The sequence below is a fragment of the Pseudomonas sp. PICF141 genome (assembly GCF_002286815.1).
Classification (GTDB): domain Bacteria; phylum Pseudomonadota; class Gammaproteobacteria; order Pseudomonadales; family Pseudomonadaceae; genus Aquipseudomonas.
On the sequence record NZ_MUNM01000009.1, the window covers coordinates 20,754 to 32,513 of the forward strand.

Consider the following 11,760-nt stretch of genomic DNA (forward strand, 5'->3'; position numbering starts at 1 on the left):
GCGAGGGGCCAACTGATCCAATGTAAGCAGCGGTAACCCTGGATTTTGAGACCCGTCAGCCAAACAAGGTTAGAGTGTTCAGCAATGTCTGTTCATAAGGACCCTCCACTCGATTCGGCATGGTCGCGCCAAGCGATTGCAGCGAGTGAACAGGGCAACAAAAACCGTATATCAATCGTTATGTGAAGAATGAATCGTTCGCTGTTTGTTTCTCTGGATGGGCCCAAGGGCGCCGGCAAAACCACGCTGTTGGAGGCCGTTACGAAAGTACTGAGGGCAAACAACAAAAAGGTGATCCGACTTTGCGAGAAAAAAAGCGATCCCTATAGGGGGGAAACAATGGCCCTGGTGAACAGACTCGTCAGAAATCCCACCCGGGATTTGGAGCTGGAAGTTTGTGCGCGTTTTGCTGATAGCCGCACCTGGATTTCCCGGAACGTACTGGCTGAACAGCCTCCAGGCAGCATCATCTTGATCGATCGCTGGTACCCGTCTGACGCCGCGTTTCGCCGGATAGTCCCGTTTGCAGAGATTCTAAAGTTGAACATGGATCGAAACGTGCAAGTGCCAGACCTGCATGTCGGGGTTGTCACCACAGCTGAAATTTCATGGGCGAGGGCAACGGCACGAGGGCGTGGGCTGAGCAGTACGGTGATCCATAAGCTGGAAGAACAGGTCGCTTGTACCAAGGCGTTCGAGCGAGCGATCGCAGATCACGGCTGGGTTTTATGCCGCAATGAAGGAACGATCGAAGAGGCAACGATGCAGGTGGTTTCTGAGATCTATAGCGTCCAGGCGAAGTTGGCTGCGCCGTTGTCTGGCGTTGATTGAAGGTGCACGGGTGGCTGAACCGGTGATGCTTCAAGGGGCGCGTTGAGCGACCTTTAAGGCCGCTCAATTGAAGCAAGCGTTACCAAAGAATGAATGCAGAGGCCGTTGTTTGATTCAGGTTGATGTTGCCGACCTCCAATATTTCATATTCAGCGCGGACGCCGATATTGCGAAACACATCCACTTCAACACCCGCCCCATAGGTCAAGTCCACGCCGGTGTCATCATCGCTGGCGTTGCCGTCAGCATCCCAGGCATGAGCACCGACACTACCGAAAATGCGCACCCGCTCTCCCAGTGGGAAGCCGACATGCGCACTGGCTTGCACCGATTTTCCATCGAAATCAAGATTCTTGTCCTCGAATTGGCCAAGATCAACGAAGGCGCCCTCGAAGGCCAGATAGCCGTTGAGACGATAGCCTGCAAAAACCTTATAACTGGAGTCTTCATCGCTCAGATTTGATTCGTCGGTTTCAATATTGCTGACGCCAGCACCAAGATACAAACCTTTGTCATCCGCAAGTGCCTGAAAGGATAGCAATGAAAGTAGGGAAACGAAGCCTAGGTTTCGAAGTAGCATAAGAAGTGTTGTCCTTCTACAGGTTGTCGATTGTGAGATGTTTGCCGAATGTGCGTAGTCGCGAGGATTAATAGAAGTCATTGATTGATATTGATGAGTAATATTCAGTCACTGTAAGCATCTGATGTTCGCCGGACATTGAAAATACCGCCTGGCCAAGGCATGTACAGGGAGTGCCGGTTCGGTGAAAGCGTGTCTGAAAGAGCCGGTGCCAACGTGACCCATAGCAATACGATGGCCATACACTCTAAGCCTGTGCAATTGAGTCGCTGCATCCTTGTGATTTAACAAGGCACTATCGTTGATTTCAAAAACGATGGCGGACGGCGGTATGTTGTATGTCGTCATGATGCCGGCCACAAAATCGGGAAAGGTCTGGTCGAGCAGGTCGTGGGCGGTAAGATTGATGGTGATGAAGAAATCCTTGCATGCCCAGAGATAGGTGCTGTAATCCTCCGCAACACGGCGCATGACCGAGCGCGTGAGTTCGCAGATCAGTTCGGACTTCTCTGCCGTTGAGATGAACGCATCTGCCGCAATGGCAGCGCCTTTAGGGTGCCAGCGAGAATGTGATTCGGCACCGACCAGATATCCCTTCCTCGAATCAACGATAGGTTGGTAGTGCACGTCCAGTTTGTCCGCCCTGATGGCCTTGCGAAGCTGAACGACGGTCGAGGTGTAATACCTGAGTATCCTCCATGAAAGGTAAAGCAGTGCTTCCAACAGGAAAGCCAGGGCAATGAATAGCGTCCATTTCAAGTCATTCAACTCATGGGTTTTACTCAAACTCTGCCCAAAAAATCTGTCTGCGTAATGATCGGCAAGAAACCATGCAATTAAAGCCACTGTAGCCGTTGCGCATAAAGCTGATGGGTAAGTTTTAAGTAAGGCTCTATACGCGGCAATCATAAAAACTCCGGAAAACATGATTTGATTAGGCGGGCTGGAGAGAGGCGAATTTTTAACTGTTCATCAGCCAGGCCAATGCGACACCGCCCAAATAGGCGACAATGCAAAAGAAGATTTTATGCTTGAGTGGCAATGAATTTAATCGATAGCGCATGTTCGTTCTCCTGGCTAATTAGCAAGCAATGTAGGCCATTAATGTGGAAAATTAGAAACATTAATTGTTATTTTTTAAGTTTGATTTTTAAACCGGTTTTTCTGCGTTGCGTTTTGCGGTTTCCGAAGGTATTTCTCCATAGGCACTCTGATAGGCCTTGGAAAACCGGCCTAAATGGTGAAAATTCCAATACATGGCAGTTTCGGTAACCGTAGGCCAAGTGTGACGGATCAAATCTCGGCGTGCGTTGGCGAGTCTGAGATTTCTAATGTAAGCAATGGGTGAGGTTCCGAACGTTTCGACGAAACCAAGATGTAAGCTGCGAGCTGTGGTTTCAAGCTGTTTTACCAATGACTTCATGCTCAGCGCTTTGTTAATGTTTTCATGGATGTAATCTATCGCTTCCGTCGCAACTATTCTTCTTGACGGGGTTTTAAGTCTGGCGCGACCAACGGGTGTCAACGCGTGCAGGAGTGAAATCAATAACACGCTTTCAAAGTCTGATACTTCCGAGCGCCTGCGCTGTTTTTCGGTGGTGCCATTGATGTCTGTAAAACAAGCGTTGACGACCTGAATGGCAGACTGCATTAATTTGAAGTTTGTAACCTGGAAGCGCTGGTTCTTTCGATGGGCGAGCACATCGATAATTGAGTGCTTATCGATGCATTGTGCATAGTGCTCCAGTGTCGTGGTCAGCGTATAAAGAGTTTCATTCGGTTCGCAGGTGTACTGTACGGGCTCGCCGCTATACAGCACGACGACTTCATTAGGCCGCAGTTCATGATTATTGACAGAGGGTCGGCCAATGGGCGCCTGCGAAATGGCAATGGTTATAAAGCCTGAAGGAACAGAGCTGTCCAGGGTGACAACTGAATCGAAGTCCAGCCGGCTGCACTGGAGAGTCAGACTCTCAACGAGCTTAAACTGTCGAATACTTGCCTCATGCTCTGCCGAAATCAGGCTGACTGTCCACTGGCCGATAATTCTATCGGGTTCATTTGCGGCAATGGGCTTTACATGAAAAACTTCGTCAGGAATTATTGTGCTCATGGAGTCTAACGCTCTTCAGCTAATAAGTAGTGCCAAGCCATTGTTCAGACTTCTATGTCAATGAGTCGGCGTGAGTTCCAGCGCCGCTGAAAAAACATAGGCATCACTCAATGGTAGATCCAACAGGCTTTGAAGTTTGCACGGCGCTATTTTCGAACCAAAGATTGCCGTTTGTTGAGCGCCGATGGCCGCTGCATCAAAGGCAAAATAATCATTGATACGATAGCTTGTGCAAATCCTGTAACTGGAACTTTCATCGTCAAGCTTCTTTTTGTTGCTTTCAATAGACGCCAGGTCGACGCTGTAAAGCTCCTTGTATCCAGCCATGGCCTTAAGTGAAAGCAATACACCAAATGATACGGTGGCAAAGTTTTTTAGCCGCATGACGAGCTTCCTTGTTGATGATTTTTCAATAAGAGCAAAGTGCCCGCCGCATGACTGTCACGGCTCGGCCTGTGAATAGTCTCGCCCCCGAGGGGCTTGTCAAAGTCAAAAACTCATATTTTCAATCATCAATCGGCTCGATTTGCTGAAGGCGCGAGAAGCGCCTTTTCGGGTCGTGAAGGCAAAGCAGCCAGGAAAATCACCAAAACGGGAGGATTTTTAAGGGGGAGGGGGATTTGATTCAAATCAGTAATTATTATTTTTATTGTCTGAATGATGGTTTAGTGACTCATGCAACGCAAGCGGCCGGTTTCGTGCACATAAAAACATACGGCGTTGTCATCGGTGACAGGTATGAGCTCATAGTTTAGAACGGCGCCTTCCTGCAAGACATACTGGCGCCTGAAAAATAGATCGGGGGTCTTTTCAATGGCGAATAACTCGTTGTCCTGGCTCAGCTTAACGTTGTTGATTTTTATCTGGACGTGATGATTGCTTTCCCGGATAACATTTGCAGTGATGGTGGCGTTACGAATTTTTCCGTTCAGGTTTTCCAGAGAGGTTTGTGTTAGTCGGCCGTGCCCGATAGTCAGATACTCCTCAGTGTTGAGCTGATTCAAGTCTTCGAGCCATTGTCGGGTGATGGTCTGATAACTGATGTTTTCCATGTAATAAGATGGCGAATAAAGCAAAGAGAAAATGCAAGCGGCGTTGATGATTCCAAGCACTATCCAGTGAGTCATTGAAGGTGTTGTCAGTTTCATAGGGTTGCCTCAAGACATTGCCGGATCATCAGTGCGAGGTCTTTTTGAGCGCTATTTAATTGTAAGTTTGCTGTGCTTGAATCCGGGCGGACGCACGAAACGGAATAATTTGTTTTATAGAGATTCAGCCAGACCTGACCTTTTAAATGGGGCGAGGACTGTTGGATCTGTTTGGCCGAAAGATCCCTCAGTGATTGAGCCTCAGCGACCGAGTGGCCTACAGCATGGATGAACAGGTCGTTCTGTTTCAGGCTGGAAACTTCTATTTTTGGTGTGTCGAAGCCAGAATGGAACCCTGTGTAAACGCAAACTCCCAAGGTCAGGAAATAACCGATAAAATGGGCTTTTGTTATGTAATTTGATTTTTTGGTCTTTTCTGAAAGTCGCGGAAGATCATCATCACGCCCGCTTGGCGGTAGTTCTTCAATGACGGGCGCGCACGGCTGCACCGCTTCATCTGCTGGCATCGGCAACGCTGCCTGGGCATCGACTACATATTGACGATTGAAGCAATATCCTCTTCGAGGAACCGTCATCAGGATTTCGTGATCTCGACTGTCGTTAAGAATGTTTCTAAGTGAAAAAACGGCCTGGTTCAAACTGCCGGAGGCAACGACGCGGTCATTCCAGGCGTAGTCGGTAATCTCCTCACGGCTTTTGGTCTGACCGGGCTCCATAAGCAGCAGATCCAGTAGACGTGATTCAGCTCTACCTATCGTGGAGGTTTGAACATCGCCATAGAGTGTCGTGATGGAAAGCAAGGCAGTATCTGGGTCGAAAAGGGCCATGGCACCATTTTTCAACTTGAAGGCGTAGCGCATGGGAATCCTCCGTTCAGTTGGTTCTGGCTGAGTATAGAGACGGATTGAGAGGCTGAGTTAGACGCAATACGTGCTTGTCGGGGGAGATGAACGACTATTTGCGGACAAGCGCGGAAGGGGCAATCAGGTCTTGCAGACAATGCTGGAATAGCTCTCGGAAATGTCACTGGCGTCAAGCAAGGGTAATCCACGGGGTTTCAATCGGGGGCGGTCATGATGCTTGGTATGAGTATCTCGCGCTATCCGAAAACTGCAAGGCAGAGCCATGCATGCCTTGCAAATATCAAGAGGCAGGGCGTCCCTGAACATGTTCTCACGACAAGGTCAGGGCAGGATGGAAAGGAAGGGGAGTGAAATGACTTCAGGGGAGGGCGAGTCTACAGGCATTCCAGCGCCGCACGCTCAAGACTGGATACTAGAAAGGTCGAGGCTGTCAGTGGGCGCTCGTATAGATACACCTTGGTACCATTTTCTGCCTTGTAAACCGCCAGCACGTTGTCGACAGCTACTTGGCTCGACATCACGATCGTGTAGCTGCGATTGTTGCGAGATACGGTCGGATTGAGTTTGTTGTCTTTCAATTTCGGTTCGACGCAATCGACATATTGTTCCGGTGACTTGTCTGTTTGCAGGGTTGAAGTCGGGGTGTTCGGGGAGAAAGAACAACCGGTCAATAGCAAGGAAGCAAAGGTAACCACGGGTACAAAAAAGACATGCATCGGTAGAGACCTCAAGTGGATCAAGGCAAAACGTTGTAGCCGCGCTGTTGCAGGCAACTGCTGTACACGGAGTTGTTGGCGGTGATGTTTTGCTCGGTGGCGGCAAGATTCTGTCTGCGCTCCTGACGTTGTCTTGAGGCGCCGACCACCACGCCGGCCGCAGCGGCACTGCGCGCACGGTTCTGGCGATAGTCCTGCTTGATATCGTCGTCGATCTGGTCATAAACGTCGTCATGTTGCCGGCCGCGAACCTGCGCGGCAGTGGCGCCGGCAATCGCGGCTGTGGTAGCGCCTTTTATCCGACCTCCGGAAGGCACTGTGTTCTGTGTCGGAAATTGAGCATTGGCTTGTGCCTGGCAGGCACTGGTGTCTTGCTGAATGCTCTGGGAGGTCTGGTTTTTGAGTGGAACCAGCGTTACCGCCAAGGCACCAGAACTGGCGAGCAACAGGCAGGCCGATAAGGTAAGGGTCGATATTTTCATCAAGTCGGACTCTCGCCAGGCGACATCATGGGGCCTGACAGATTGTTCAGAGATACGCAGCGTGACCGCCGTTCCGAAACCCCATGCCCGTTTGCTCGCAGTGCGAAACCAAGACAATGGATGGCAGGCAAGTCAACGTTGCCATGGGGTATCCCGTGTCAGCTACTGTTTGGAAAGCAGGGCCTGCATGTCGGTCGTCACGGTTTTGAGTGCGACTTTGAAGTCATTGGCGCCTATTGGCTGACTGGCATTTTTCAATGTCTCGCCGAACACCTTGCGAACCACCTTGACGACCGGCAAACCGGTTTTGGCATCGATCAGGTCCATTTCGAGATACAACTCGGCAGTTTGATCACGATGGCCGGTGGCTGCTTGCGTGGCCCCGACGACAGCTGCGATCGGTACGGCCTCATACCAATGCATGCCCTCGTTGTTGGCGCTGACGTGAGTGATCGCCGCCTGCAGGATCAATGTCCGTGAGTCGGCCGGTGCTTGCTGCACATTCGAGACAATCGTATAGGCGGGGACCAAGGCGTTTCGGACACTGTCGCTGGCCATGATCTGTACATCTTCCAGGGTTTTCAGGTTGACGCGCGCAGTGGGTATGGGCGCTGGATACAACTCAACCTCCGTGAACACGACAGTGGTATAGGCATGGGGATCAAACCCTGGCGCGACCCAGCGCATCACCTTCTGTTCACTCTGCGTCGTGTGTTCTTCTAGTCCCTGATAATTGGGCAGAAAGCCCGAATATTGTTCTTGTTGCGCCACCTTCGAGACACACCCGACTTGAAACACGCAGCTCAAGGCAATCCCCACAATCCATTTATTCGACATGCTCATGTGTTCTGTTCTCAAGTAATGAAAGTTGCTGTTCAGATTTCTGCCCCCAGTACTGAGCGACGCATGGCTGGCGCCTGCACGTCGGTCGATACGGGGCGGATACTGCCCGGTAAGGGCCGGATAATCCGAATCAATAACCCTCAAAAACTATTAAAAGCGTCACTGTGGGTGCCGCAGCAGTGTTGTAAGCGCGGAGCCTGAGTTTGAGTTGAACGTAGATGAATGGAATGAGTAGGGGCAACGGCGCCGCATTACCAGCTGGCAGCAGCCACTTCATTCAATGACTCGCCATGAACACGGATGGCCCGTTGGCAGAGCATTTTTCTGGAGTCGCAAGAAAGAACCTTTGGTAGAAGTTCCGCTCTGACACATCATTTAACATAATATACATTACACGTAACAACGTGTTTCAGAGTTAACCTGGTTGCACGCGGATTTTGAAGCCCCTTATTTCACCCAAGCCCCTCATTCCTTGCATCAGCTTTCCAACAACTCTGTACACGCTCGGGAAACTGCGCTCTGAGCTTCTGCCGACGGTTCATCTCCATAATGCAGAATCAGATCCTGGTGAACCCGCTTCACTAATCAAACCGTATTCCGCTAAGACGCCACCAGATATACAGCGGCAAATATTGCCCAGCGATAACGTCGCTGCCCGGTATTCATACCGTATGGAAAAATCAGGCTGTATTGAATCGGTTTACCAAATGGTAGTAATGAACGATGTCCGATTGATTCAAGTGAAAACGATCTATAGGCCAATCCTGAGCAAGCAACGAATGGATTAATCTCCATTAAGCTAGCCCTGACGTGTTGATCGAAATAAAGCATCAAAAAACTGCCTCCATATGAGGCTCCAAAGCCGATACCGCGATCACTGCGTCAGCGTAGAGAATTTGAAAATCGCCCTCTCTTTGAATAGTTTATCTATCAAGCAAATAGCCATAATAGTTTGTAGCTATACTAAATGGTTATTTAGTCGTTTTATCGCACTCCTCACCTCGCTCTGGGCGTTGCCCGCACATTCGAAAACTCACTGCGATAAATCTGTTCGACGGACTATGACTACGGCAATCAGGACTATGTTCTATGTGGTGAGCAGATCAAGGAGTTTCCGATGGCCGATTCAAGCAAGAAAATGAGCCTCATGGGGCTTACCACTCTGGTGACGGTGAACATGATGGGCTCGGGCATCATCATGTTGCCGACGAGCATGGCCCAACTTGGGGCCGTTTCGTTGCTGTCATGGATCGTCACTGCCGTCGGTTCGATGGCCATTGCTTACTGCTTTTCCCAGTGCGGCATTTACTGCCCGCGCTCAGGCGGGTTGTCTGCCTACACCGAAGAGGCGCATGCCAAATCAGGCTTCTTTCTCTGTTCGTATCTGTACTTTCTCTCGCTGGGCATCGCTAACGTGGCCGTCGCCATTTCAGCAGTGGGTTACATGACACCGTTCGTGCCCTGGCTGGGCAGCGGCGCGATTCCTCTGTTCATCGGTACGGTTGGCCTGCTCTGGTTGACCACCGTGGCCAACTTCGGAGGTCCCGGTATCACCGGCAAGATCGGCGCGATTACCGTGTGGGGGGTGATCATCCCGGTGGCCGGGTTGAGTATTATCGGCTGGTTCTGGTTCAAGCCCGATGTGCTGATTGCCGCCTGGAACCCGAATACCCTGCCGATCTCCGACGCCATCAGCAAGGCGATTCCCCTCACCCTGTGGGCTTTCCTTGGCATGGAATCGGCGGCACAGGCTTCCGATGCAGTGGAAGATCCCAAGCGCACCGTACCCTTGGCCTGCCTGTTCGGCACGCTTGGCGCAGCAGTGGTCTATGTACTGTCGACTACGGTCATTCAGGGCATCGTACCCAATGCCGAACTGGCCAACTCTTCGGCGCCCTTCGCGCTCGTCTATGCACAGATGTTCAACCCCACGGTGGGCAACATCGTCATGGCGCTGGCAGTGATGGCCTGTGTCGGTTCGCTGCTGGGCTGGCAGTTCACCCTGGCGCAAACGGCCAAAATGACCGCTGACCGAGGCATGTTCCCGAAATTTTTCAGCAAGATCAGCGCACGGAATGCGCCTATTCTCGGCATGCTCGTCTGCGGCATCTTTCAAACCTTGATGGCGCTGTCGACTATCTCGCCCAATGCCAGCGCCCAGTTCGGAAAACTCGTCAGCCTGGCAGCCGTGACCAACCTGATCCCATACGTGACAGCTGCCACAGGTCTATTGGTCATGATGTACAAAGCCAAAGTCAGTACAGGGATCTACACCCGCAACACGATGTTATTACTGATCGCTGTGGGCTATTCGTTGTATGCCCTTTATGCCTGCGGCAAGGATGCCGTATTCGGTGGCCTCATTGTCCTTGCATTCGGCTATCTGCTCTATGGCTTCCTCTCCAAGCGTTTTGTCGATGCGTCTCCAACCGCTCAGATCAGGGCCGGCAATCCTTAGTTTTATCTTCAGGACAGCACAGACATCCGATACGGGGCGCCAGGATATGAACGTACGATTGACCAAAGCCATTAACTTGCTATTCGTCTGCCTGCTCACAATGGTGCCGGTACTCGCCGGTGCCAATACCCTTGAACGCGTGCGGGTGAGCAATACGTTCACCCTCGGTTATGTGCCGGACTTCGCTCCCTTTTCCGTCCAGGCAGGCGACAAAGCCAACGGTTATGCGATCGAGCTTTGTCTGAAGGTCGCCGACAAAATCAAGACGGAGCTGGATTTGCCCGCGTTGCAGGTACGTTACCGCCCCGTCGTCGTCAACGACGAGATGAATGCCGTGAGCTCGGGCGAGATCGACCTCCTCTGCACGCCGACGCCCCCCACATTGGCGCGCCGCAAGCGTGTGAGTTTTTCGATTCCAATCTACACGGCCGGCCTTTCGGTAGTGGTGCGCCAGGAATCACCTGAGGCGTTGCTCAATGTACTAAACGGCAAAGTAGCCCATACCGGGCCGACCTGGCGTGCGACCATCAATCGGGGGCTGGCCAACCTGACCTATGCCGCCATCGCAGGTGGTGTCACCGAGGCATGGATCCGTCAGCAGATGCGATTACTCGGTGTGGTGGCTACCCTGGTCACGGTCGAGAACATTGAAGCGGGCCTCAAACTTGTCGCCGACGGCAAAGCCGATGCCTTCTTCGCCGAACGCATGATGCTCAAGAAGCTCCTCGCCAATAACTATTCCGCAGGGAATCTGGTCTTGCTGGATCGAGTTTTCGAGTACTTGCCGACTTCAATGGCAATGGACCGAGACGATGAAGATTTCCGTTTGCTGGTCGACACTGCGCTGAGTGAAATGTATCGATCGGGCGAGATCGAGCAGGCATACGACACTCATCTGGAAGGTATTACTGACACGGACAAGAAGCTGTTCAAGGTCTACGCAATACCGTAGAGGCAAGCCAAAAACACAACAAAAAAGCCCGGCTTGCCGACGGTAGCGTCTTGAAGATCGCTATCGCCGGCAGGCCGGGCTTCTAAAGCACAATGCCGCTTAAAGGTTTCGCATCAACAGCATTTCGGTCCCGCCTTGCTGCCGTAACGGGCTTCCTGACGTTCGCGAAAGAACACTTCGTAACTCATCAGCGGTTTGTCCGGGTGTCTGGTTTGCATATGCTCGACGTAGTTTTCGTAGTCGGGCATGCCGACCATCAGGCGCGCGGCCTGACCGAGGTATTTACCGAGGCGACTCAGGTCATTGAACATGGGCACCCTCCTCCATCAAGCATCCGGCAAAGCCTGGAACGGCGCTTCTTTATCCGTACGCTCCTTGGTGCCCCAGGCGGCAATGCCGACCTTGAGTGCAAAGAACAGGATGCTGAACACCACGAGCAAAAACAGCGCGGTCAGCGTTGCATTGGTGTAGGCGTTGTAGATCACATGCTGCATCTGCTCGATGCTCTTGGCCGGGGCCAGGACCTGCCCGTTGGCCAACGCATCGCTGTATTTCTTCGCCAGTGCCAGGAAACCGATGGCCGGGTTGGCGTCGAACAGTTTGATGAAGCCGGCGGTGGTGGTGCAGATCAGCAGCCACACGGCGGGCAACATGGTGACCCAGACGTAACGTTGGCGCTTCATTTTGATCAATACGACAGTTGCCAGCATCAGCGCGATACCCGCCAGCATCTGGTTGGAGATGCCGAACAGCGGCCACAAGGTGTTGATCCCGCCCAACGGGTCGATCACGCCTTGGTACAGCAAATAACCC

Annotated in this window: 14 protein-coding genes; 3 read left to right on the plus strand and 11 right to left on the minus strand. The window is 51.8% G+C overall.

The window, feature by feature from the left end; genetic code table 11:
- Window positions 1-189 precede the first annotated feature (189 nt).
- Complete coding sequence (locus BZL43_RS00305) at window positions 190-831, plus strand: dTMP kinase (RefSeq protein ID WP_095630483.1); 642 nt, start codon at window positions 190-192, stop codon at window positions 829-831.
- 79 nt (window positions 832-910) lie between these two features.
- On the opposite strand, the gene BZL43_RS00310 is transcribed toward BZL43_RS00305, so the two are convergent.
- From BZL43_RS00310 to BZL43_RS00350, 9 genes are all read right to left on the minus strand, one after another.
- A complete protein-coding gene (locus BZL43_RS00310) occupies window positions 911-1,411 on the minus strand; it encodes an outer membrane beta-barrel protein (protein WP_095630484.1) in 501 nt (166 codons plus the stop codon).
- 108 nt (window positions 1,412-1,519) lie between these two features.
- Window positions 1,520-2,320 (minus strand): EAL domain-containing protein, encoded by an 801-nt coding sequence (locus tag BZL43_RS00315; protein ID WP_256582775.1) that lies wholly within the window; start codon window positions 2,318-2,320, stop codon window positions 1,520-1,522.
- A gap of 241 nt (window positions 2,321-2,561) precedes the next feature.
- Window positions 2,562-3,524, minus strand: coding sequence for a helix-turn-helix domain-containing protein (locus BZL43_RS00320; RefSeq protein ID WP_095630486.1), 963 nt, complete (start codon window positions 3,522-3,524; stop codon window positions 2,562-2,564).
- A 57-nt stretch (window positions 3,525-3,581) separates the two neighbouring features.
- Window positions 3,582-3,908 (minus strand): hypothetical protein, encoded by a 327-nt coding sequence (locus BZL43_RS00325; RefSeq protein ID WP_095630487.1) that lies wholly within the window; start codon window positions 3,906-3,908, stop codon window positions 3,582-3,584.
- 281 nt (window positions 3,909-4,189) lie between these two features.
- A complete protein-coding gene (locus BZL43_RS00330) occupies window positions 4,190-4,672 on the minus strand; it encodes a hypothetical protein (RefSeq protein ID WP_095630488.1) in 483 nt (160 codons plus the stop codon).
- Window positions 4,669-5,493 carry a winged helix-turn-helix domain-containing protein gene (locus tag BZL43_RS00335; RefSeq protein WP_095630489.1) on the minus strand — a complete coding sequence of 275 codons (825 nt, stop codon included), beginning with the start codon at window positions 5,491-5,493 and terminating at the stop codon, window positions 4,669-4,671. The genes BZL43_RS00330 and BZL43_RS00335 overlap by 4 nt, the downstream gene beginning before the upstream one ends.
- Window positions 5,494-5,870: 377 nt before the next feature.
- Complete coding sequence (locus BZL43_RS00340; RefSeq protein WP_095630490.1) at window positions 5,871-6,212, minus strand: hypothetical protein; 342 nt, start codon at window positions 6,210-6,212, stop codon at window positions 5,871-5,873.
- Window positions 6,213-6,232: 20 nt separating this feature from the next.
- Window positions 6,233-6,694 (minus strand): hypothetical protein, encoded by a 462-nt coding sequence (locus BZL43_RS00345; RefSeq protein ID WP_095630491.1) that lies wholly within the window; start codon window positions 6,692-6,694, stop codon window positions 6,233-6,235.
- Window positions 6,695-6,856: 162 nt separating this feature from the next.
- Complete coding sequence (locus tag BZL43_RS00350; RefSeq protein WP_095630492.1) at window positions 6,857-7,537, minus strand: DUF3313 domain-containing protein; 681 nt, start codon at window positions 7,535-7,537, stop codon at window positions 6,857-6,859.
- Window positions 7,538-8,654: 1,117 nt separating this feature from the next.
- Between BZL43_RS00350 and potE the strand changes: the two genes are divergently transcribed.
- Together potE and BZL43_RS00365 are read left to right on the plus strand one after the other, a co-directional pair.
- A complete protein-coding gene (gene potE / locus BZL43_RS00360; protein WP_095630493.1) occupies window positions 8,655-9,995 on the plus strand; it encodes a putrescine-ornithine antiporter in 1,341 nt (446 codons plus the stop codon).
- Window positions 9,996-10,041: 46 nt separating this feature from the next.
- The gene (locus BZL43_RS00365; protein WP_095630494.1) at window positions 10,042-10,947 is read left to right on the plus strand and encodes an amino acid ABC transporter substrate-binding protein; all 906 of its coding nucleotides are present in this window, start codon (window positions 10,042-10,044) and stop codon (window positions 10,945-10,947) included.
- A 113-nt stretch (window positions 10,948-11,060) separates the two neighbouring features.
- On the opposite strand, the gene BZL43_RS00370 is transcribed toward BZL43_RS00365, so the two are convergent.
- Entirely contained in the window at window positions 11,061-11,258 is a 198-nt protein-coding gene (locus BZL43_RS00370) for a YbdD/YjiX family protein (protein WP_095630495.1), read from the minus strand.
- 15 nt (window positions 11,259-11,273) lie between these two features.
- Window positions 11,274-11,760: carbon starvation CstA family protein (locus BZL43_RS00375; protein ID WP_305884040.1), on the minus strand; the 487-nt coding region annotated here is incomplete at its 5' end.